This is a genomic window from Pseudomonas sp. p50(2008) (assembly GCF_015351605.1).
In the GTDB taxonomy this organism is placed as follows: domain Bacteria; phylum Pseudomonadota; class Gammaproteobacteria; order Pseudomonadales; family Pseudomonadaceae; genus Aquipseudomonas.
This window is the reverse complement of sequence record NZ_JACMYF010000005.1, coordinates 50771-72705: the sequence shown is the minus strand read 5'-3', so window position 1 is coordinate 72705 and position 21935 is coordinate 50771. Positions and strand designations below refer to the sequence as shown.

The 21935-nt window shown below is 61.2% G+C and carries 19 protein-coding genes; 11 read left to right on the top strand and 8 right to left on the bottom strand.

What is annotated here, in order from left to right:
- Positions 1-12: 12 nt before the first annotated feature.
- From H7698_RS15080 to H7698_RS15035, 10 genes are all read left to right on the top strand, one after another.
- Entirely contained in the window at positions 13-1014 is a 1002-nt protein-coding gene (locus tag H7698_RS15080) for a polysaccharide deacetylase family protein (RefSeq protein WP_194691928.1), read from the top strand.
- Entirely contained in the window at positions 1011-2315 is a 1305-nt protein-coding gene (locus H7698_RS15075) for an oligosaccharide flippase family protein (RefSeq protein ID WP_194691927.1), read from the top strand. Before H7698_RS15080 ends, H7698_RS15075 begins: the two co-directional genes overlap by 4 nt.
- Positions 2312-4231 carry a hypothetical protein gene (locus tag H7698_RS15070; RefSeq protein ID WP_194691926.1) on the top strand — a complete coding sequence of 640 codons (1920 nt, stop codon included), beginning with the start codon at positions 2312-2314 and terminating at the stop codon, positions 4229-4231. The genes H7698_RS15075 and H7698_RS15070 overlap by 4 nt, the downstream gene beginning before the upstream one ends.
- 85 nt (positions 4232-4316) lie before the next feature.
- Entirely contained in the window at positions 4317-5003 is a 687-nt protein-coding gene (locus H7698_RS15065) for an N-acetyltransferase (protein ID WP_194691925.1), read from the top strand.
- Positions 5004-5007: 4 nt separating this feature from the next.
- Positions 5008-6237 carry a GNAT family N-acetyltransferase gene (locus tag H7698_RS15060; RefSeq protein WP_194691924.1) on the top strand — a complete coding sequence of 410 codons (1230 nt, stop codon included), beginning with the start codon at positions 5008-5010 and terminating at the stop codon, positions 6235-6237.
- The gene (locus H7698_RS15055; protein ID WP_194691923.1) at positions 6209-7003 is read left to right on the top strand and encodes a ChbG/HpnK family deacetylase; all 795 of its coding nucleotides are present in this window, start codon (positions 6209-6211) and stop codon (positions 7001-7003) included. Before H7698_RS15060 ends, H7698_RS15055 begins: the two co-directional genes overlap by 29 nt.
- A gap of 113 nt (positions 7004-7116) precedes the next feature.
- Complete coding sequence (locus tag H7698_RS15050; protein ID WP_194691922.1) at positions 7117-7809, top strand: N-acetyltransferase; 693 nt, start codon at positions 7117-7119, stop codon at positions 7807-7809.
- A gap of 280 nt (positions 7810-8089) precedes the next feature.
- Positions 8090-8584 (top strand): PaaI family thioesterase, encoded by a 495-nt coding sequence (locus H7698_RS15045; RefSeq protein WP_162439021.1) that lies wholly within the window; start codon positions 8090-8092, stop codon positions 8582-8584.
- Positions 8585-8617: 33 nt separating this feature from the next.
- The gene (locus tag H7698_RS15040) at positions 8618-8944 is read left to right on the top strand and encodes a DUF7693 family protein (protein WP_194691921.1); all 327 of its coding nucleotides are present in this window, start codon (positions 8618-8620) and stop codon (positions 8942-8944) included.
- Between the two features lie 120 nt (positions 8945-9064).
- A complete protein-coding gene (locus tag H7698_RS15035; RefSeq protein WP_194692224.1) occupies positions 9065-10765 on the top strand; it encodes an amidase in 1701 nt (566 codons plus the stop codon).
- Between the two features lie 631 nt (positions 10766-11396).
- Here H7698_RS15035 and H7698_RS15030 read toward each other — a convergent pair.
- From H7698_RS15030 to H7698_RS15005, 6 genes are all read right to left on the bottom strand, one after another.
- The gene (locus tag H7698_RS15030; RefSeq protein WP_194691920.1) at positions 11397-12722 is read right to left on the bottom strand and encodes an OprD family porin; all 1326 of its coding nucleotides are present in this window, start codon (positions 12720-12722) and stop codon (positions 11397-11399) included.
- 668 nt (positions 12723-13390) lie between these two features.
- Complete coding sequence (locus H7698_RS15025; RefSeq protein ID WP_194691919.1) at positions 13391-13774, bottom strand: VOC family protein; 384 nt, start codon at positions 13772-13774, stop codon at positions 13391-13393.
- Positions 13775-13846: 72 nt separating this feature from the next.
- Positions 13847-14632 (bottom strand): transporter substrate-binding domain-containing protein, encoded by a 786-nt coding sequence (locus tag H7698_RS15020; RefSeq protein ID WP_235992877.1) that lies wholly within the window; start codon positions 14630-14632, stop codon positions 13847-13849.
- Between the two features lie 84 nt (positions 14633-14716).
- Positions 14717-15886, bottom strand: coding sequence for an NAD(P)/FAD-dependent oxidoreductase (locus H7698_RS15015; RefSeq protein WP_194691917.1), 1170 nt, complete (start codon positions 15884-15886; stop codon positions 14717-14719).
- 4 nt (positions 15887-15890) lie between these two features.
- Positions 15891-17555 carry an FAD/NAD(P)-dependent oxidoreductase gene (locus tag H7698_RS15010; protein WP_194691916.1) on the bottom strand — a complete coding sequence of 555 codons (1665 nt, stop codon included), beginning with the start codon at positions 17553-17555 and terminating at the stop codon, positions 15891-15893.
- A gap of 64 nt (positions 17556-17619) precedes the next feature.
- Positions 17620-18966, bottom strand: a complete 1347-nt coding sequence (locus H7698_RS15005) for an NAD(P)/FAD-dependent oxidoreductase (protein WP_194691915.1) — start codon at positions 18964-18966, stop codon at positions 17620-17622.
- A 127-nt stretch (positions 18967-19093) separates the two neighbouring features.
- Here H7698_RS15005 and H7698_RS15000 point away from each other — a divergent pair, with 127 nt between their 5' ends.
- Positions 19094-20008 carry a LysR substrate-binding domain-containing protein gene (locus H7698_RS15000; protein WP_194691914.1) on the top strand — a complete coding sequence of 305 codons (915 nt, stop codon included), beginning with the start codon at positions 19094-19096 and terminating at the stop codon, positions 20006-20008.
- A gap of 28 nt (positions 20009-20036) precedes the next feature.
- Here the strand turns inward: H7698_RS15000 and H7698_RS14995 are convergent, their stop codons facing one another.
- On the bottom strand, positions 20037-20432 hold the full coding sequence (locus H7698_RS14995) for a GFA family protein (protein WP_194691913.1): 396 nt from the start codon (positions 20430-20432) through the stop codon (positions 20037-20039).
- A gap of 204 nt (positions 20433-20636) precedes the next feature.
- Entirely contained in the window at positions 20637-21818 is a 1182-nt protein-coding gene (locus H7698_RS14990) for an MFS transporter (RefSeq protein WP_194691912.1), read from the bottom strand.
- Positions 21819-21935 lie beyond the last annotated feature (117 nt).

Genomic DNA, 21935 nt, shown 5'->3' with positions numbered 1-21935 from the left:
GAGAACAGCACCATGGCGATCAAGCAATTGTTCAAGCGCACCAGTGGTTGGCTGTACCTCAATTCGCCGGTGGGGCGTAATCAACTGCACGGCGCCGGGGTCATCCTGATGCTGCACCGGGTGCTGGCCGATGACCGCGCCGCCGACCTGCCCCATCGCAATGAACTGTGCGTGGGGCCCAAGGCGTTCGAACACTTGTTGGTGTGGCTCAGAAAACACTTCGACTGCGTGCCGTTGATGGACATCCTGCAGCCGACCTCGTTGAAATCGTCGCGCCCCAAAGTCACGCTGACTTTCGATGACGGCTGGCGCGATAACGCCGTGAATGCCTTTCCATTACTGCAAAAGCATCAGGTGCCAGCGAGTATTTTTCTGTCCAGCGACTTCATCGGCAGTCGCCAGCGGTTCTGGTGGGAAAGCATTGGTGAAACCCTCTGGGGCAGCCATGGTGAAGCCCCGCGGATGCACCTGAGCCAATGCTTGCAGCAACTGGGCCGCCCCCTGCCGGCCGCGTTCGAGAATGTGGACGAACAACGCCGCAGCCTCGCACTGGCGCATTTTCTCCAGAGCCTGAAAACCCTGTCGCCCGACGACCTGAATCACCTGACCGATGAGTGCCCGCATGATTCGCTGCCGCAAGCGCTGGACTGGCAGCAAGTGCGCAACCTGGAAGCCTCGGGCCTGGTGCGCTTCGGGCCCCATGGCGCCAGTCACGCGATACTTACCGGTCTCGACGATCACACCCTGTCAGCCGAACTGAGGCGCAGTCGCGACGCGTTGCTCAACGGTTGCAACCGGCCGCTGCCCGTCTACTGCTACCCCAATGGCGACAACGATGCGCGGGTACGGCAGCAGGTCGCCGACCATGATTTTCCGTTTGCCCTGGGCACCGGCACCGGGATTTATCGGGGGATCGAAGACCCGTTGGCGCTGCCCCGTTTCGGCGTCAGCCAGCGGGTGGCGCGTAATCCGGAATTACTGTCCTGGCGCATCTACCGCGGGGCTCGCTCATGAGTCGTAGTGATTACCTTAAACACCTGGCGCTGAGCATGGGCACCAAGCTGGCGATGATCGCCTTGCGACTGATGCGCAACGTGCTGCTGGCGCGAATTCTCGGACCGAGTGAACGCGGCCTGTTCGCACTGCTCAGCACCCTGCCCGACCTGATCAGTGCCGCCACCAGCGGCGGGCTGAATTCGGCTATCGGTTTCCAGGCGGCCAAGCAACGTCCCATGGGTTTGTTGTTGAGCCAGGTGCTGGTGTTCGGCTGTCTGCTCGCGGCGATGCTGACCTTGTTGGTGGTGGCGTTGACCCGTGAGTTCGGCACTGAACTGGACATCACCACACAGTTGGGGCTGCTCGCCTGGTTGCTGTTGCTGGCGGTGCCGCTGACCGTGCTCAAGAGCGGTTTGCTGACCTTGCACAACGCCTCCGGCGGCGTGGTGGCGTTCAACGCGTTGCGCTTGCTCGAATCGTTCGCGCCGTTGCTGCTGTTCCTGGCGCTGTTCTGGATGTGGAAAAGCTCAGCCCTGGAAGCGGCGTTGATCAGTTGGCTGGCGGGCATCAGCCTGGTGGTTCTGGCCGGTTGGGTCTGGCTCAAACGCTCGCAGCCGCTGACCCTGCAATGGGACCGCGCGAGCCAGAACGAACTGCTGCGCTACAGCGCGCGCAGCCATCCGGATCTGTTGTTCCAGCAAGTGATCCTGCGCTCCGACTACCTGTTCATCGGCGCCCTGCTCGGCAGTACGGCACTGGGTCATTACGCCATGGCCAGTGCGGCCGCCGAGTTGCTGCTGATCGTTCCGGAAGCCGTGACCACGCCGCTGATGAAACGCCTGCTGCAACAGGAAAAAGGCATCGAAAAACTCACCCCCTTGGCGCTGCGCCTGACCGCCACGGTGATGATCGGCGCCTGCCTGACCATGGCGTTGATCGGTGAATGGCTGATCGTGACCTTGTTCGGCGTGGCGTATCAGCCCGCCTATCCAGCGCTGTTGGCCCTGCTGCCGGGGCTGCTTGGCCTGTGCTACGCAAGCATCCTGCGCCTGGACCTGCTGGGCAAGAATCGCCCGGGGACGATTTCGCTGATGATGGGCCTCAGTGCCCTGCTCAACCTGGCACTCAACCTGGTGCTGATTCCTGCCTACGGCATCGTCGGCGCGGCGGCGGCTTCGTCCATTGCGTATGTAGCCGTGACCATTGCGCTGCTGGTGATGTATTGCCGGTTGAGCCATGTGTCGATCTGGCAAACCCTGATCATCCTGCCCAGCGACGTGGCCCCCATGCTGCAAATGCTGCAACGGAAGTCGGCATGAAGCGTCTGTTACTGCTGTTGAGTCTGGGCCTTGGTCTGAGCGCCGAGGCTGCGCCCATGCGTTGGGCGGACATCCGCGACGGCAGCCTTTACCTGCAACCGGATCGCCCCGACACCGTGACGGTGCAGTGGGTACCGGCATGGCAGGCGGACGCCAACGAAGAACACCTCTATCTGCTCGATGGACAGGGCAAGTTGCAGGCAGAACGACTGATCGCCGCCAGCGAATCCCGGGGCAGTCAAAGCTGGCCGCTGGCGCCGAGCGCCGCCAGCTATCGGCTGGAAGTGCCGGGGTACAGCTTTCGCCGTTACACGGTTGAACATGACGATCATACGGTGGCGCTGTTCGCGCCTGCCAAAGTACATTTCAGCGCCGAAACCCGCGACGGCGACGAACTGTTTTTCAAAGTTGCAGCAGGCGAACGCGCAGTACTGGCGGGCAAGTTCCATGGCGGGGTCGGCGCCTTACAGGCGCAACGGGTGGGTGACGGTAAACAGCTGTCGCTGGCGCTAAAGTCCTACCCGGCGTACTGGGAGTTTGACCAGGTCGAGTTGCCGGTGGCCTCGACCGATCAGGTCTGGCGCCTGCGCCTGAGAGGCAGCGGTAAAGCGGCGTTCTGGCTCGACGGCACGGCCAACCTGTTCGCGCAGAACCCGCGCCAGCTCAAACCGTTGCGCGAAGATCCTGGCCAGACCCGGTTGATGCTGCACAAGGAAATCCTCGGCAAGGCCGCGAATCTGGGCATGGCCTTGCCCTATGCGCTACCGCCGGCCAACCCGTTAGCCTTGCTCAAATCGCTCAACCCACGGGCCGCGAGTTACTACAGCGTGGTCGACATCATGGCGTCCCGGCCGCACTACGAAGATGCGTTCCGTCGGCTGTACCAGGATCGTTTAGGCATCAAACAGGACATCACCCTGCTGGCCGGCAGCCAGCGCAAGGCCGATCTGCAAGCTGACGCCACCAGCAACGCCGGCCTCGAGGCTTGGCTGGCCGCCACCCGCGCCCTGGGTGGCGAGGGTACGCATTACATCGGTTTTGCCGATGAGCCGAACCTCAACTACCCGGACTACGCCAGCTATCAACGCCTCTTCAGCAGCATGGCCCGGCAAGTGCGCAGCAATCCCGACAACTTCAAGGCCGGTGTGCGCATCGCCATGCCCGCCAGCACACGTTTGGTCAACGGCCCGTTCGCCGACAACGCCACCGACAAGCGCGGCATCGACTGGGCGCGGCGTCTGCTCGCGGAGTCGGGCGACAGCATCGATGCCCTGGCCTGGCACGAATGGATGATCCGCGACCTGTTGGCCACTCGCGTCTATCGCGACAACGTGCGCCGCGCCGCCGATCTCGTCGGGCTCGATGCGCAGGGTCGGCCACGTAAAGCCTTGCTGCTGGACCAGACCAACATATCCAGCGGTCCAACCCTCAGCCCCTACGAGCAGGAAACCCATTACGCGTCGTTATGGTGGGCTTCGGTGGCCATCAACTCGTCCCAGGACGGCTTGCTCGACATGCTCAACTGGTTTCAGGCCGATGACGAATCGGATCACCGCAAGGGCATGCTGCGCCAGCTCGATGATGATCGCTACGAACTCAAACCCGTGGGCTTCGCTCAGCAATTCATCCAGAAATATTGGCTACAAGACGTGGTGCGCCTGGAGAACGACGCCTTTGAAGTCGATGTCCTCGCCATGTCCACCGATTTGCAACACTGTCTGTTTGGCGTGAACAAAGGCACGCGCCTGCAGCGGGTAAACCTGAGTGGTGCGGGGTGCCCATTAAGCAAAGGCTCATTGCGTTACTTCGGCGCGGATAATCGCAGCCGCGACGCGCCTTTCAGTTGCAAGGACGGCAGTGTCAGCTTCGATCTGCCAGGGGAAACCCTGTTCGCCCTGAGCTGGACTGCCACATGAGCGTCATTGAATTTTTTGCCGCGCAGACGCCACGTCGCGCCCCGCATTACTCCACTCACGGGCAAACCCGCCAGGAGGCAAAACCATGAATGTTCTGAAAAGACTCCGCGTGCACCTCAAACAAAAAGGCCTGCGCGCCACCGTCCAGAAAGTGTGGAAGCACTACGTGTTTTTCCACGAAGAACTGATCTGGATGGAGCGCGATCTGGTCAGCCCCGTGACTGCGCACAAGCTGCGGCCTTATCCACCGCTGCAACTGGAAACCATCACTGCGCAAAACGCTGTCGCGTTCACCAGACACTTCGGCGACCGCGTCGCCACCATGGCCGAACTCGCCAACGAAGGTCACACCGGGCACATGTACCTGGACGGCAAAGGTGATGCGGTGGCTTTCATTTGGGGCAGCAAACGCGATTACCACGACCGCCACTATTACGGTTGCCGGTTCCCGGTGAAGGCCGGTGAATTTTTCGAGTTTGGCGGCGAACAGATCCGGGCGTACTGGGGCACGATGTTGTCAGTCGATATCCAGCTGAACCTGTGGAAAGCCATGGCGGATCAGGGCTGCAACAAAGTGGTGGATGTCTGCGAATCACACAACATCCCGGCCCTCAAGCTGCACATTCGCATGGGCTACAAAGAGCAAGGGCGGATCATGAACGTCTACAGCCTGTTCGGCTGGCGTTTCTACCGCGAAACCCGTTACAGCAATTCGCGCCTGGATCCCTTGCGCAAACCTACCCGTGAACCTGTTACAGCATCGGCGACCTGAACCTATGGCGGCACGATTCGAATGGCGCACCTCGCTGTGCGCCGATGACTTCCCGGCAGCGGCTTATGAAGCGCTGCGTCTGCGGGTGACGGACCACACGCCGTTTAACACGCTAGCCTGGATGGCCGCGTCTGAACGGGCATTGACGTCCGGGGAGCGCTTGCACGTGCTGCTCGGCTGGGAAGGTGACGAGCTGGTTTTATGCCTGCCGTTGGTGGCGTCCGTCGAGCGTTTTGGCCGGCTGCCATTTCGGGTCTTGCATCACCTGGGCTATCCCCTCGCCGACCGGCTGGCCCTGCTCGCCCGAACCGACAGGGACAGTATTCAGCGGGCGCTGGTGGAGATTCGTCGACAGCTGCCCCACGCCTTGCTGCAACTCAATGAGTTGTCCGACCCGACCGACGGCGAAAGCGCGCTGACGGGCTGGACGGCCCACAGTTCGATGGGTGAGCGACGGTTGAGTTGTCGTGTGCCGGTGCACCTGATCAGCGAGGCTGACCGCCAGGAAGTGTCTGGTGATCCGCGCTATAAATTGCGCCGTGCGCGTAAACGCATCGCCGCGATTGGCGCCGAAGTCCGGCGGATCACGCCTGACGCCTCGACCATGGGACCCTTGCTGCAGGCCATCAGCGAAGTCGAAGCGGTGAGCTGGAAAGGCGATGAAGGCGTCGGGATCTTTGCCGACGAGCGCCACCGCCAATGGATGGACCGCGCCTTTACCGCCCTCGCCGCCCAAGGCCTGGTGCGCGTCGTGGTGCTGGAACTGGAAGGACGGTGCATCAGCTATCGACTAGGGTTACTGGAACAAGGTCGCCTGTACGACTACAACCTGGCATTCCTGCCGCAATACGCTGACCTTGGCAGCGGTCGGGTATTGCTCGATGAATGGATACGCTGGGGCCTGGACGACAACTGGCGCTGGATCGATGCATCGCGGGTCAGCCTGGAAAATTCCAGTCATCAACTCCACGAGCGCATGACCGGGCAGCTGGAACACTGGCGCTGGAGTTTCTATTCCTGGCGTCCCGACGGGATTGCCTTGGGGTTGGCCCTGCGGGTCTGGCAATGGGTCAAACCTTTACTGCAACGCTACAAGGCCTGGCGTGCCGCGAAGGCCGCCAAACCCGTTGCGGCGCCTGCGCCCGTGGTGGCGCCTGCTTCAAAGCAAGCCAACCTGAAAAAAGAATCAGCCATGGAGAGCGAACATGCCTCGCCAAGTCATAGTCAACGCTGACGATTTCGGCCTCAGTGCAAATGAAAACGCGGTCATCCTCGGTGCCTTTCAGGCGGGGGTGATCAGCTCGGCTACGGCCATGGCCAACATGCCGGCGTTCGAAGCCGCGTGCGTCATGGCCCAGCATCCACTGCTGTCAGGCCGGATCGGGTTGCACTTCAACCTCACCTACGGCCGGCCGTTGAGTCAGCGCATTCTGTCTCGCCCCAATTTCTGCGACACCGCGGGGGTGTTCGACCTCAACCTGACCCGCCACCGCCTCTGGCTCAGCCGCGAGGATCGGGAGGCGGTACTGGAGGAGCTTGAGGCGCAATGGCAACGCTGCCTGGACAACGACGTGCGTCCCAGCCACCTGGATTCTCATCAACACGTGCACAACATCTGGCCCATCGGCGAGATCGTCGCGCGCTTCGCCGCCCGCCAGGGAGTCCCCGTGCGCCTGGCGCGAAACCTGGGGCAGAACCTCAGCCTGCCCAAACGTGTGTTCAAGGGGTTGCTCAACAGCCGCCTGCAACGTCTGGCGGGCACTACTGCGGATTTCGTCTGCACCCCGGTGGACCTGCGCAACGATGCAATGCCGACCGAGGGGGTGCTGGAGATCGTCGCGCACCCGAACAAGATTGGCGCGGATTTTGGCGACGCTTATCTGCTTCCTGGCGAGTCACTGACACAGGTGCTGGAGCAGCGTTTGCGCGGCGTTCCACGAATTTCCTACGCCGCGCTAAGCGCCGTATCGCCTGGCGTCGTGACGGCACTCGAGCAATGAAACATATTTAGTAACACATTCAAAAATGGCGTTTTGCTATTAATTTTCACCGTTGATCTATACCCAATTAAAGCGTCATCCACATGATCCTGGCTCAGGCCAAGAAGGGCTCTATGACTGTCATTCACAAACTCCGTGATCGTATAAAACAAAAAGGTTTGGGCCGTACATTTGGCACGTTGTGGAAACGCTATGTGTTCTTTCACTGGGAGCTGTTGTGGATGGAGCGCGACCTCGTGAGCCCGGTGGCACCGCACAAGTTGCGCCCCTACTCCGGGTTGCGCATGGTGAGCATCACCCCGGAAAACGCCATCGCCTTCAGCAAGCACTTCGGCGACCGCGTCGAGACCATGGCCGAACTCGCGGCCGAAGGTCACACCGGGCAGATGTACCTGGATGCCGATGACAACGCGATTGCGTTCATCTGGGGCAGCAAGGTCGATTACCACGACCGCCACTATTACGGCTGCTGGTTTCCGGTGAAACCCGGCGAGTTTTTTGAATTCGGCGGCGAAATGACCCGCGCCTATTTCGGCACCAGCCTGTCGGTGGATGCGCAGATCAACCTCTGGAACGCGATGGCGGCTCAGGGCTGTGACAAGGTGGTGGATGTGTGTGAAACGCACAATATTCCGGCGCTGAAACTGCACATTCGCATGGGCTATCACGAGCAAGGGCGCGTCACTCACGTTTACGGTTTGTTCGGGCGCTGGCGCTTCTTCCGCGAAACCCGGTACACCGGATCGCGCCTGGACCCGCTGCGCAAACCGGGACGTCCGGTGGTTACGGACGCGGCGCGGGCTTGAGAAGATGGCCCTGCATCATCATCGATGTCGACTGACACGGCCCCATCGCTGGCAAGCCAGCTCCCACATTGGATCGGCGGTGGACATAAGATTCATGTCCACCGCCGATCCTCTGTAGGAGTGAGCCTGCTCGCGATAGCGGTAGCACATTCAACATCGAAGTTGCCTGACACACCTCCATCTGAGGAACACCACCCGGGCCAGGCTCGACTTCTGCTGCCACTGGGCGGGTCTGCTCGAAATCCGATACGCTTGGCGAAAGCACACCAAGGTATCTCCCATGCTCGACAATTCACTGCAAAACTCCGCCGCGCCAGATGGCGTCTGCTACGGCTGCGGCGGCAAGAACCCCCATGGCCTGCACATCGAAAGTTTCTGGCACGAAGACGGCGTGCACGTCATGGCCGATCACCTGCCGGATGCCAAGTACTGCGGCTGGCCGGACCTGGTGTACGGCGGACTCATCGCCATGCTGGTCGACTGCCATTCAAACTGGACTGCCATGGCCTATCACTACCGCGCCGAAGGCCGGGCAGCCTCGAGCCTTCCTCGTATCGACTGCGTCACGGGCAACCTGGGTATCAAGTTCATCAAACCCACCCCGATGGGTGTCCCGCTGACCCTGCGCGCAAGGGTCGAGGGTGAGGTCGGCCGCAAGAGCCGGGTGATCTGCGAGGTGTATGCCGACGGTGTCCTGACCGCCGTCGGCGATTCGGTTTTTGTTCGCGTCGATACCGGGCAACTGGCAGCCGCTGCGCATGGCAAGAGCAGCTAGTGCCGCCGCAGATTTTACTTGGAAGAACACGCCATGACACAGAAGGATCGAGCACCGGCGATCACCGCGCGCGAGGTGTACCAGGTGCTCAAAGATGCAGCGATGGGTACGCGTGCGCTTCGTGTTGTTCGCTACGACACTGATCATCGATCGGTCGACATCGACGGCTGGCAGCTCAGGCTGTTCATTCAGGACACCTGTCTGCGTCAGTGCGAAGAATGCACGACAGCGGACGGGCGAGTCGCGACGCTCGACGCCTGGCAACGTTACGGCACCGATCCGGTTGCGTTGTTGAGTGGCTGGGAACATCAGCAACTTGAGCGGTTGTTGAACCTGAACGCCCATCACCTCGGACCGTGACAGGCGCAGGTTCGCTGGCTGTACACGCAGAGATTTAGCTAAGCTGCCCGCCTGATGCAAAATAGAACGCACAAACCCTGTCGGGTACGCAGTGCTACGAGAGCCGATATGAGAACCCCTTTGATCGAAGTCACCGAAGTGTCCATTGCCCAACTGCGCGCAGCGCTCGAATCCGGCCAGACCACGGCGGTCGAGCTGGTGCAGGCCTATCTGGCGCGCATTGACGCCTACGACGGCACGGACACCCCTACCGCGCTGAATTCCGTGGTAGTGCGCAATACCGAGGCACTGGCCGAGGCGCAGGCGTCAGATGACCGTCGCCGCAAAGGTCAGACGCTGGGGCCGCTGGATGGCATTCCCTACACGGCCAAGGACAGTTATCTGGTGAAGGGGCTCACCGCCGCCTCTGGCAGTCCGGCATTCGTCGACCTTGTGGCTTATCGCGACGCGTTCACTGTTGAACGGCTGCGCGCCGCCGGGGCGATCTGCCTGGGCAAGACCAACATGCCGCCGATGGCGAATGGCGGCATGCAGCGCGGGGTGTATGGCCGTGCAGAAAGCCCTTACAACGCTGACTACCTCACCGCCCCGTTTGCCTCGGGTTCGTCGAACGGTGCCGGTACGTCGACGGCCGCCAGCTTCGCGGCATTCGGGCTGGCGGAAGAAACCTGGTCGAGTGGACGCGGTCCGGCTTCGAACAATGGCTTGTGCGCCTATACGCCGTCGCGCGGGGTGATTTCGGTGCGCGGCAACTGGCCGTTGACGCCGACCATGGACGTGGTGGTGCCGTTTGCAAGAACCATGGCCGACCTGCTCGAGGTGCTCGACGTGGTGGTGGCGGAAGACCCCGACACCCGAGGCGACCTGTGGCGGATGCAACCGTGGGTGCCGATTCCGAGCGTTGCCTCGGTTCGTCCGGCGTCTTATCAAGCACTGGCCGCAAAGCCGGATGCACTCGCCGGCAAACGCCTGGGCGTCCCTCGCATGTACATCAATGCAGATTCCGAGGCGGGCACCGCTGAGTCACCAGGGATCGGCGGACCAACCGGCCAGCGCATTATCACTCGAGATTCGGTGATTGCCCTTTGGCAAGCAGCGCGCAAGGCGCTTGAAGCCGCAGGTGCCGAAGTGGTCGAGGTGGATTTCCCGCTCGTGTCCAACTGCGAGGGTGATCGTCCCGGTGCACCGACGGTGTTCACCCGTGGCCTGGTGTCCAAGGAGTTTCTGCATCACGAGTTGTGGGACCTGACGGCCTGGGCTTTTGATGATTTCCTGCAGGCCAATGGCGATCCGAAGTTGAACCGTCTGGTCGATGTCGACGGCGCGCTGATTTTCCCCCATGACCCAGGGACGCTGCCTAATCGCGAAGGCGACCTCGTGGCCGGCATGGACGAGTACGTGCGGATGGCCGAGCGTGGGATCACGCCGTGGAACGAGATCACGACCGTGCCCGATGGCTTGCGTGGGCTCGAGCAGACTCGTCGCATCGATCTTGAGGACTGGATGGATCGCCTGGGGCTCGATGCGGTGCTGTTCCCGACAGTCGCCGATGTGGCGCCGGCGAATGCCGATGTCGATCCGGCGGCTGCGGATATTGCGTGGAGTAATGGTGTCTGGGTGGCCAACGGAAACCTGGCCATTCGGCATTTGGGCGTTCCAACGGTCACCGTACCGATGGGCGTGATGCAGGACATCGGTATGCCGGTTGGTCTGACATTTGCCGGCCGGGCGTATGACGATTCGTCGCTGCTGCGGTTGGCTTCGGCGTTTGAAGCGACGGGGTCGAAACGGTTGATCCCGCCTCGTACGCCGGCTTTGTAGGGTGTAGTTGCTGAGCGTTTTTGTAATCCGGTGAATCCTCGCCCCGCCGCTCTCACCGTGCCGTTTCGATCAAACGGTGGGAGCTGGCTTGCCAGCGATGGCGGCCTGATCGGCGGTGAAATTCTTGACGGTGTACATATCCATTACTGCGGTTACGGCGGCTATTGGTTTCGCCCTTACGGCGAGTCACTTGGAAAAGCGCCAAGTAACCAAGCGCTCTTGCCCCTTTCGTACGGTGCCTCGCCTGGGCTCGGCATACCCTCACTCCGGTCCTGCTCCGTGGGCCCGCCGCGATCGGCCATCCATGGCCGTGCGCGGCTAACCCGGCATCCATGCCGGGTTGCCCACTGCGCAGAACCTGCGCTCGGCCTTCCGATGGGGCAAGAAGATCAAAAGCAGATCAAAAGCAGAAGCGAGGCGGCCTGCCAGCCGACCTGACTTTCGAAGCGCACGCGTTTACCTGTGGGAGCCGAGCTTGGTCCGGGCGGCGTTCCGACGATGACGGCCTCATAGCCGATCGATATTTTCCTGATGTACCCGGATCAAACTGTGGGAGCTGGCTTGCCGGCGATGGCGCCCTCACAGCCGATAAGTATTTTCCTGATGCACCGGGATCAGGGTTCTTCAGCGGCTACAACAGCGACAGCGTGTAGTTCACGATAAAACGATTCTGTTCGACGTTCCGGCCGGCGTCGGTGTTCGATTTGCCATTTCGCACCGAGAATCCAACCCCCTTCAGCGCGCCGGATTGAAGTACGTAATCCAGCGTCATATCCCGCTCCCACTCAGACTGATCACTTACGTTGCGGGCTTTGATGTCGGTGCCCTTCAGGTACACGATCGACGCTTTCAACCCCGGTACGCCCAACAGCGCGAAGTCATAGGTGTACTGACCGAAATGGGTCTGCTCTCCTGCGCGGGCAAAGCTCTGGATCATCCGATCGGTGGGCAGGTAGACGCTGCCGCCGCCCGCCCCTTTGTCCGTCAGGCTTCCCTGGTTGGGCTGGACAAAGTTACTGCCGTCACTCACCTGCTGATGCCCCACCGTCACCGCGTGGCCGCCGTTCGTGTAGGTGACCATTGCAGCCCAGGTGCTGTTATCGATTTCGCCGTTGTCATCGTCGGTGTAACCCGATACGCGATAGCCCTGCGCGCGGCCAGCCGCCGAACTGTTCGCACCACTTGAGGTGGTGCGGAAATAGCGCAGGTCGGTGGTGAGTGCACTTTTGCTGTCGATGGGCAAAACGTGAGTCAGGCCCAGGAAATGCTGGTCATAGAAGTCCTCCAGCTGCGCAAAGTAATACTGCGCCTTGAGGTCACGGGTGACGTTGTAGTCGCCTCCGGCGTAGTAGAACTTGTTGCTGTCCCGCGTGCTGCCGGCAACCGACAGGCCCGTACGTTCTGTCGAGGCGCGGCCGACTGCGTGCTCGAGTACTCCGCTGGTCAGGGTCAACCCGTCGATGTCGTTGGAGGTGATCTGCGCACCGGTGAACGACTGCGGCAATACCCTGGCATCGTTGGCCAACAGAATCGGCAATTTGGGTAGCAACGTGCCGTAGCGAAATTCTGTTTTCGCCACACGCATTTTCGCCGTCGGGCCGAAACTGCTCCACGAGGCGGCAGCACCGTCGCCGTCGCTCGGAATCATGCCACTGCCGACGTGACGTCCAGCGCCACTGTCCAGCGTAATCCCGAGCAGTGCCTGTGCATCGAGCCCGAACCCTACTGCGCCTTGCGTAAACCCTGACTCATAGCGCAGTACAAAACCTTGTGCCGCTTCTTCGGTTTTCGACGGGTCTGCGCTGCCATCGCGATTGTCGCTGTTGAAGTACAGGGTACGCATCGACAGTGTGGCTTTGCTGTCTTCCAGAAAGCCGTGCGTGGCGGTGTCGGCTGCCTGAGCGCACATCGAACTGGTTGCCAGTAAGAGAACGGCGGGGACGGCTCGGTTGAACATACGGTGCTCCTGAGTATTGTTTTTATTGAGGCCCACGGCACAGCAGCCCGCACTTTCACGCGCCCGATGAATGAGGATGAATATCGGGATACCGAGAGGACTGAAGGGTCATGCCGAGCAGGTTGCGAAACTCATAAAACATTTCGAGGAGCGATATTCAAATGAGGTGAAACTAATTTTCGTAGAGGGATAAGGCTTGTCGCACAGAGGCATGGAGCGGGAGTGTTTTTGAAAAACTGCCGGGCAGATTTTCATCATAAACAGAGGTGCATGGCCGGGAGGCGCGGGTTTCGTATAGCAGCTGCCGAAGGCTGCGTCCGACTGCGAAGCGGTCGCTGTCCGGACTCGATGATGTCCGCTTGAAAAACAGGGCCGCTTCGCGCCCCAACGCAGGCTGCGCCAGCTGCTACAGGGAGCATAAGGCGCGGGCTCTGTGTAGCAGCTGCCGAAGGCTGCGTTGGCTCCGGGGTCGCGCTCGACCGAAGTGGTCGCTGTCCGGACGTTATGGTGTCCGCTTGAAAATCGAGGGCCGCTTCGCGCCCCAACGCAGGCTGCGCCAGCTGCTACAGGGAGCGTAAGGCGCGGGCTCTGTGTAGCAGCTGCCGAAGGCTGCGTTCGAACGCGAAGCGGTCGTTGTTCAGACGATGTGGGCTGGCCTCTTGCCCGGTCTATGCAGGCTGAAAGCAATAGGCCGCCAGTTTGTTGCCGCCCAGATCACGGGCATACGCAGCGTAGGCATTCGGTGCCCAGCCACGCGGCCCTGGCAAGCCTTCACAGGTACCGCCAGCTGCCAGTGCGGCGGCGTGGAAGGCGTCGATGGCGGCACGTGTCTGTGCCTCGAAGCTGACAGTAACACCATTGCCGACGCTGGCCGGCGCGCCGTTGGCCGGTTTCAGCACGAAGAACGACGGTGCGTTTTCGCCCCAGATGGACCCGTTGTCCCCAAGGTCGGCGATGCGTTTCTGGCCAAGCTCGCCCAGTACGTTGTCGTAGAAGCCGCGGGCTTTTTCCAGATCATTGGTGCCGACTGTAACGTGGGTAAAAACACTCATTTATCAGCTCTCTTGTCAGTGGAAACGAGGTGGGTTGGTGTTGCTGTGTTGCGGTCGTTTTCTGCCTTTTTTTCACTGCGGCCAGAGGTCGACCGGAAAGTATTTTTCGGAGATTTTGGTGTACTCGCCCGACGCATGCAGTTGCGTTAACGCTTCGTCGATTCGCGCCTTGAGTGCGGTGTCGTCCTTGCGCAAGCCTGCCCCGACGCCCAAACCGTATTGCAGCGGGTCCATCTTCACGCTGCCGGTGCCTTTTTCCTCATACCCGGCACCGTCTGCCGAGGCCAGAAAGGCGATGTCGCCGAGTTTGTCGAGGAACATGACGTCGATACGCCCCGCCAGCAGGTCGGCGTTACAGTCATCCTGGGTGGTGTAGATGCGGATGTTCGATGTTTTGCCGTAGGCGGTCTGGATGAACTCGGCGTTGGTGGTCGAGCCCTGCACACCGATGGACTTACCGGCCAGCCCTTCGGGTGTCAGCGTCAGCTGGGTGTCCTTGGCGGCGACGAAGATTCCTGTGGTCTCGTAGTACGGACGCGAGAACGCGATGACTTTCTGCCGTTCCGGACTGATCCCCATGGAGTTGAAGAGCACGTCGAACTTATTGGAAAGCAGCGCCGGAATAATCCCGTCCCAGGCTACTTCCTTGATCTCGCATTCGGCTTTCATCTGCTCGCAAAGCGCCCGGATCAAGTCGGGTTCGAAACCGGTGAATTGCCCGGTGGGTGTCTTCACCAGAAACGGCGGATAGGGTTCTGCGGCAACACCGAATCGCAAGGTTTCCGCCGTTGCACTGGCGGGCGCAGCAAAGGTACACAACGTCATGCCGATAGAGGCCAGCAAGGCCAAATTGCGCATTATTCGTTTCATGATCGAGCCCTTCTTTCTGGAGGATGGGTGCAAGTAGAACGGTTCAACTGCGTGCATCGATTCGAAAACTTTTTACGCCCCGTGTGCGGGCAACGGCAGCCATCCCTGGATGGCCTGCCAGTCCGGCTCGAGGGCGGCAAAACGTGAGAGCGAAAAGGTAGACAGGTCGGTGAAACTGCACGTCCCGTCGACGACCAGATCGCGTATGGCATGACCGCTCGCCGGCGACAAGCCGAACCCGACACCGGACATCGTCGCGACCGTGACGTTATTCAGCGCAGCGGGACGATCGATGACGGGGCGGCCGTCCGGGGTGTTTTCAATGAACCCTGCCCAACTGCGAATTACGCGTTTGTGAGCGACCTTGGGGAACAGGTCGGCAAGGCGTTTGGCGATGTTGCATTGCAGCGGTGTTGAATGCGCACGGGTGCCGCGCACATCGTCGAGGTCGACCCACTCGTGTGGACCGCCGCCATAGGCCAGGTTGCCGCGCAGGGTTTGCCGGCCATACAGACCGTTGCCGTCCACACCGCCGATGTCGAGCAACGGCAGCGGTTCGGTCACCACCATCTCGGCGCGTGCAGTGACGAGCGGAATGTTGACGCCCAGCTGCGCGGCCAGCTCGCCGGTGTGCGGACCTGCGGCAATCACGAGTTGGTCGCAGGTGATCAGGCCATCTGCCGTGCGTACGCCTGTCACGCGGTCGCCCTGGCGTTCAATCGACACTACTTGCGTGTGTTCGAGCACCCGGCCGCCCAGGTTTTTCACGGCCCAGGCGTACGCCTGCAAGGTGCGGTGCGGGTTAGCGTGGCCGCCGAAATGATAGTAGAAGCCCGCCAGCACGTTGTCGCCGGCAAAGGGCACGAGTTCGCGAACCTGTTGCGGGTCCAGCAGGTCGACACGCAACCCGTAGTAAGCGGCTTCGTCCACGACTTTTTTATCGATCGACACCTGGTGTTCAGTGAGGTCGATGCTGATGCGGTCAGGGCGATACTCGGTCGGATACCCGAGCAATTCGTCCATCATCGGCCAGAGCCGTTGTTCCTCCCTGAAAAGCGGGCTGTGGTGATGGGAACACCCGCCGCCATTACGGCCCGAAGCGCCCCAGCCAATCAGGCCGGCGTCGAGGACCAGCACATCAACGCCATCGCGAGCGAGCCACCAGGCAGCGCTCAAACCCGTCACGCCGCCACCGACGATGACGACCGACGCGCGTGTAGAGGACTTCTTGACTGTCTGCATGGTGTCAGCTCTCGTTCTGCGCTTGATGGTTGAGTCGAACGCCGTCTTGCGGGCGCTTGGCGACGGTCTGCTGACCGGTGCACAGCCAGAACGGCGTCCACTGGGACGGCATGTCGAACCAGGCATCCCATCGGCTGATCATCTGTGGCGTCTCCTCGATCTGGCCGAGCTGACGCATCGACAGCGGTCGGACCGGCGGCCGAAACGAGGCCAAGGCAATGGCGTCGACGTTCACCCCGGCACCAATGCTGAGCAAAGTGGCCACTTGTTCGCGGCAACGGCGGCCCTGGCAGGGTCCCATGCAGGCCCGTGTCAGGCGTTTTGTCACGTCCGGGTTGGGCGAGCCGTCCTGCAGCGACGAGATCATCGTGCTTTTCAACGCGGCATCGGTGGGCGTCCAGTCGAGATAGCGCGGCGGTTGCTGACCGAGAATTTCGCCGGCCGTCACCTCTTCGCACTGGCAAACGAAAGGCTGGTTTTGCGCATGGACGGTGGACGCCCGGACCCACGCCGTGCGATTGGCGGCAACATCGCAGACGGCTGCGTCGGGCAGCGGTACGGTGTCGCTTAACGCGATGTCGACACCCAGCGCGGCCAGCGCCGTGTGCGCCGCGATGCGGCCTTCGCGGCGGGCAATCTCGTCGTCGAGACTTTTCGAGACCCAGACGCCGGCGCAATCACCTGCCACCAGGAAGAACGGCAACGAGGTGCGCTGTGCAGAGTCTGTGTCCGGGACGTGGCCACCGCGCTCGGCCTGAAAGGAAGTGCTGCACCCTGTTGATTCGATCAGTTCGATCGCGGGAATGGCGGCCACCGCCAGCAGCACGGTGTCGCAGTCGATATCAGTCAAAGCTCCGCCAACGGGGTTACCCGTCGCGTCGACCGCGACAGCGGTGATCCGCTTGACGCCGAGTGCATCCCCCGCCGCCTCGCGCACCACATGCCCGGTCAACACCTGTGCGCCCTGCTCCACCAACAGGCCTAGCAGCGCTTGATCGCCGAATACCTGTTCAGCCTGCTCAATGATTGCGACGATCTGCACGCCATTGCTGGTCAGCGCGTGGGCCGTGGCCAATGCGTGCGTATCGCTACCGACCAGTACGGCGCGCTGGCAGTCCAGCGCCTCGTAAACGGTGGCAAGCCGATGCGCAGCACTGATACCCATGACACCAGGCCGATCCCAGCCGTCGAAAGCGAGGCCCATGTCGCGTCTGCCCGCGGCAACGATCACCTGTTTGAAGCGCAGCAGGCTGGCGTCTTTGTCATCGGCGAGACCGGCGACTGCGCCCTCGATCCAGGCGGTGGTGCGTTGTTGAGGAAACAGCCCCCAGACTGCCGTGCCGAGCCGCACGTCGACGCCGGCTTCGAGCGCATCGGCGATCTCCGGGCGGGCGTCGAGAAGCGTTTGCAGCACACTGTTGCGATTCGCCACCGCGGCGCCCATGCGGCCACCGAAATGCAGCGGCACTTCCTCCCCCATGGTGTCGAGGGGGACCGGGTTTTCGTCCACCAGCGTAACGCGCAGACCATGCCCGGCGGCGGTCAATGCGGCAGCGAGCCCCGCAGGGCCTGCACCGACGATCAGAATATCGGTCTCGTCGCTGATGGGCGGCGCTTTGCCTGCCACCGACGCGGGATCGTAATAGATATCTTTGAGAGGTCGTTTCACCGTGTATCCCCCGGGAGGTAGGCGCGTGAGCGTTGACGCATGGGCGCTGGCAATTGGGTATCGACTAGAACAGCGAAGACGGCGGCTTGACGTCACCCTCGGCGAAGCGCGACAGACGCAGCTGACGCATGTCCAGCCCCGGCTCGCCCGAGTGAATCCAGTTGGCCAGGGTTTTACCGACGATGGGGCCCATGGCAAAACCGTGACCGCAGAATCCGGTGGCCACCGCCAGACCCCGTGGTGTCGTGTTGGCGTCGATGACGGGGATGCCGTCGGGCAAGACATCGATACCACCGGCCCATCGGTCGACGATCTGTGTGCCCACCTGCCCCGGGAACGCCGCCTTGAGCGCACGCATCGCCGTGACCAGGCCTTTGTCGTTTGGCGGGATCATTGGGTTTCGCTCGTGAATGCCCGCCCCCAGCCGCGACGCTTGCGACCACGGCATGCGCTGACTCAGATCCGTCAGGCACGCGCCATTGAGATTGAAGCGGAACGACTTGCGATGCGCCCACAGCGACGGCGCATACCACTGCAGTGCACGCAGATGGCCAAGCGTCATGTCAACGTCGACGTGGGCGTCGTCGGCGATGTTGAAGCTGCCGTCCAGCCGTTGCCGGAAACCGACGCCGTTGGCAATGGTGGAAATGCCGCTCAGCGTCGGCCCGGACGTGGTCCGTGCCACTGTTCCCCGAACCAGTTGCTGTGGCAGGGAGATGCCGAGCATCTTCAGCAGACGGAACGTCGTGACGCCCGCAGCGCACACCACGGTTTTCGCCTTCACATAACCGCGCTCGGTTTCCACGCCCACAACCTGGCCGGCGGCGACGTCGATGCCTTTGGCACCGCACTGTTCGACGATGTGCGCACCCAGTTCACGGGCACGCATTGCAAAGGCTCGGGCCACCAGCGTGGGCTCGGCCTGGCCGTCGCTGGCGGTGAACAAACCACCCAGTTGCGGCACGGCGTAGCCCGGCAATTTCTTCTCCACTTCCCGCGGCGACAGCATCACGGTGTCGATCGAAAAGCTGCGCGCGACACTCAGCCACGATTCGTATCCGTCACGCTCGGCTTCATTGCCCGCGACGAACAGACAGCCGTCGTTGCGCCATCCCAGGTCGGTCTGCAGTTCGCGTTCCAGCGAGCGCCAGATCTCGATGCTGGCCTGCATCAGCGGCACCTCGGCTTCGTCTCGCGATTGCTGGCGAACGAAGCCCCAGGCGCGTGACGATTGCTGGCCCGCGAGAATGCTTTTATCGATCAACAGCACCTTGGCGCCCGCCTTGCTAAGGTAGTACGCGCAGGCACACCCCATCAGGCCGCCGCCGATGATCGCCACGTCGACTTCACGGGGCAGGCGGTCGTCCTGGGTCGCTGACACGGTATTGAATGCCGCTGCTGGAGTGTTCATAAGGGCAACCGTCCGGTGGAGAATGACGCGTAGCGCCGCGTCGTGGTTTCGGCTAAGAATGTGCCCCGTCTCGCCGAAATAACAGTGATGTATCTGCATTAATCCCATGCGAGGAGCGCATAGAAACATGAGCCGCCAACTGCCATCCATCGAGCTTTTGCAGGCCTTCCTGACCGTCGCGAAAACCGGCAATTTCGGCAAGGCAGGCGAGCAGCTCAACCTGAGCCAGAGCGCGGTGAGTCGGCAGGTTGCGCAGTTGGAGGCGCGTCTGGACAGTCGTCTGTTCGAGCGGCACACACGCAAAATCGTGCTCACCCCTGAAGGTCAATCACTGGTTCCGGTGGCGGAACAAGTCATCGGCCTGCTGTCGGATGCGTCGCAGATGCTCGCCACGGTGGGACGAAGCGTCAGCCTGCGCGCGCACCCGACCATGGCGGCACGCTGGCTGATTCCACGGCTGACTGCGTTTTACCGCAAGCATCCGCAAGTAACCGTCAGTGTCGACACGGTGTATCACCGCTTCCCCGACTTTGCGTTTGAATCCATCGACGCAATGATCGCGTACGGCACCGCCACCTGGCCCGACTTCGAAGCGCTGGAGTTGTGGGAGGAAGCATTGATCCCGGTGTGCTCGCCGGCACTGCTCGCCGGTTCGACACCGGAAGAGGTGCTCAAGACCGCGCGTCTCGTGGACGCGAGCATGGATCGCCTGGACTGGCGTCGCTGGGACGAGTACTACCCCGATTCAACCGGCCCCGATAACGCTCACCTGACCTTCGATACGCTGGAGTCTGCAATCGTCGCGGTGAAATGTGGCCAGGGCATCGCGCTGGTCGACGCGGTGCTGACACGCGATGAGTTGCTCACCGGGCAACTGATACGCGTGCATGCCGGCAGCATCGTGACGGGCGGACGCTACACGTTGGTCTATCCAAAGCGGGTGAAGCGTTCGAGCGGGTTTTGCGAGTTTCTTGAATGGCTCGAACAGGAAGTGGGCGATAGCGGATCCACGTGTCAAATGGTTGTTTCCGGGGAGGTTTGAGCGGGTCGTTGAACAAGCGTCCGATCGCTTATCGATCAGGCTGCCACTGCCGGTGTTCAGGCAGACCTTCCCCCTCCAGCCACGCGACGTCCTGCTCCGTCCAGATGTGATACTCGGGCCTGGCGCCAGGCTCATCATCTAACGTCGCTACGCGCACGATCATTGCGGCAGCGCCGTTGCGTTCAGCCGCAAGGTGCGATCCGCAGTGGCCGCAGAAGTGCCGAATCTTTCCGGGAGATGACTCGAAAGCCCTCAACGCGTCCAGCCCTCGTGTCCATCTGAAATGCTCTCTCAGCACGCCGGCCGTGGTGACATACGCAGCCGCATGGGTCTTGCGGCAGGTGTGGCAGTGACAATGGCTGATGGGCATATCAATGCTGTCGACTTCATAGCCAACAGCCCCACACGCGCAGCTTCCTTTCATTTCATCCTCCGATGTCCACACTGTGGGTCGATTACGACCCATTTGAAGTAGTGCCAGTAACGATATCAGCCCGCTGAAGAGCCGGACAATCACTGGCAGCCACAATGACGCCTGGCATAAAGAAAGCAGAGTCCTCACTCAACTTTTTTCCTGCCTATCGAAGGTGACCCGGAATTTTGGAAATCGCTCACCTGGCTGAGTACATCAGCTAACTGATGCACTCTGCGTGCTGGAGTGCCTGGTTTGCAGGAAAAGCACAGAGGCTGCCAATGCAGCAGCCAATGCCCCTGTTAGCGGGATGTCCGACAAGCTGCCGAACGCAATGGTGATGCTGCCGAGTACCCCACCCAATGCTGTACCCAGGTTGAAGGACGCGATATTCAACCCGGCGGCTACGGCGGTTGACTCCGGGATATAGCACTGAGCCTGTTTCAGCAGACGCAGTGTCAACATGGTCACGATGGAAAAGAAAAAGACACCCAATGTGCCGACCAGGAGCGTCATCATGAGCGCAGAGTCACTGAACCAGTAAAGTCCGATCAAGTTTATGGCCAGGCCCGCCAATGCCATCACGGTGCTGCGGTTCGCGTCCATCTTGTCCACCAGATAACCGCCAAGCAGATTCCCCACGATGGAGCACAGGCCGAACAGCAGCATACCCAGACTCAACTGCTGCACGTCCACCTCGGTGATTTGAAGCAAGTAGGGAGAGACGAAGGTGAAGAATGAAAAGGTCGCAATGCTCACGAGTACGCCGATGCCGGCGGTGATGAGCAATTGCGGATGGGTGATGGCCTTGATCCCTTTCCATGCGCTCGCTTGCCCGCCGTGCGAACTCTCTGTGCTGCTGGTCATGAAGAGGAGTAATCCCAGCATGCTCAACAGGCTGAGTCCCCCGATAGACATGAAAATGCCCCGCCATGACCAGATGCTACCCAGAAACGTTCCAATCGGGACGCCGAACGCGAGCGCGAGTGTCAACCCTACCCACACCACGGATAGCGCCCGTCCGGAACGCTTCTGATCAACCAGCTTGGTGGCGGCGTCCGATGCCACCGCCATGAAAACACCATGGCCCAGCCCCACCAGAAACCGGATCACCAGCAACATGGAGAGATTCGGCGAAAGGCTCATCAGCACGCTGCCGACAGCGAGGACCGCCATGGCAAGCATCAGAATGTGCTTGTCCCTCCAATGCGAAACGAGCGCTGTAATAAATGGTGCGCCAATGGCTGCGCCAAAGGCATAAGCAGCGATAGCGGTGCCCACTGCAGCAATTTTTGAGTCAAGGTCGGTCGCGATGGCGGAAACCAGACCTGCGACGACAAACTCGGAAAGACCGAATGCAAATGTACATAATGAAAAAACATAAATGGCGGCAGGCATGGCTGTCCCTGGTTCGGCAGTAGTGAAGTGACCTCGAGACAACTGCGCAAAGAACAAGTATTGCCAAGGAAATGGCAGGCCTTATTCACGAGTCCAATGCAGTGCTTCGACGTGAGT

Coding starts and splice junctions, on each gene's coding strand:
- H7698_RS15025 (WP_194691919.1), bottom strand. CDS start 13,774: ATGAGTGTTTTTACCCACGTTACAGTCGGCACCAATGATCTGGAAAAA.
- H7698_RS15015 (WP_194691917.1), bottom strand. CDS start 15,886: ATGCAGACAGTCAAGAAGTCCTCTACACGCGCGTCGGTCGTCATCGTC.
- H7698_RS15070 (WP_194691926.1), top strand. CDS start 2,312: ATGAAGCGTCTGTTACTGCTGTTGAGTCTGGGCCTTGGTCTGAGCGCC.
- H7698_RS15020 (WP_235992877.1), bottom strand. CDS start 14,632: ATGCGCAATTTGGCCTTGCTGGCCTCTATCGGCATGACGTTGTGTACC.
- H7698_RS15080 (WP_194691928.1), top strand. CDS start 13: ATGGCGATCAAGCAATTGTTCAAGCGCACCAGTGGTTGGCTGTACCTC.
- H7698_RS15075 (WP_194691927.1), top strand. CDS start 1,011: ATGAGTCGTAGTGATTACCTTAAACACCTGGCGCTGAGCATGGGCACC.
- H7698_RS15005 (WP_194691915.1), bottom strand. CDS start 18,966: ATGAACACTCCAGCAGCGGCATTCAATACCGTGTCAGCGACCCAGGAC.
- H7698_RS15000 (WP_194691914.1), top strand. CDS start 19,094: ATGAGCCGCCAACTGCCATCCATCGAGCTTTTGCAGGCCTTCCTGACC.
- H7698_RS15065 (WP_194691925.1), top strand. CDS start 4,317: ATGAATGTTCTGAAAAGACTCCGCGTGCACCTCAAACAAAAAGGCCTG.
- H7698_RS14990 (WP_194691912.1), bottom strand. CDS start 21,818: ATGCCTGCCGCCATTTATGTTTTTTCATTATGTACATTTGCATTCGGT.
- H7698_RS15060 (WP_194691924.1), top strand. CDS start 5,008: ATGGCGGCACGATTCGAATGGCGCACCTCGCTGTGCGCCGATGACTTC.
- H7698_RS15050 (WP_194691922.1), top strand. CDS start 7,117: ATGACTGTCATTCACAAACTCCGTGATCGTATAAAACAAAAAGGTTTG.
- H7698_RS15030 (WP_194691920.1), bottom strand. CDS start 12,722: ATGTTCAACCGAGCCGTCCCCGCCGTTCTCTTACTGGCAACCAGTTCG.
- H7698_RS14995 (WP_194691913.1), bottom strand. CDS start 20,432: ATGAAAGGAAGCTGCGCGTGTGGGGCTGTTGGCTATGAAGTCGACAGC.
- H7698_RS15040 (WP_194691921.1), top strand. CDS start 8,618: ATGACACAGAAGGATCGAGCACCGGCGATCACCGCGCGCGAGGTGTAC.
- H7698_RS15055 (WP_194691923.1), top strand. CDS start 6,209: ATGCCTCGCCAAGTCATAGTCAACGCTGACGATTTCGGCCTCAGTGCA.
- H7698_RS15045 (WP_162439021.1), top strand. CDS start 8,090: ATGCTCGACAATTCACTGCAAAACTCCGCCGCGCCAGATGGCGTCTGC.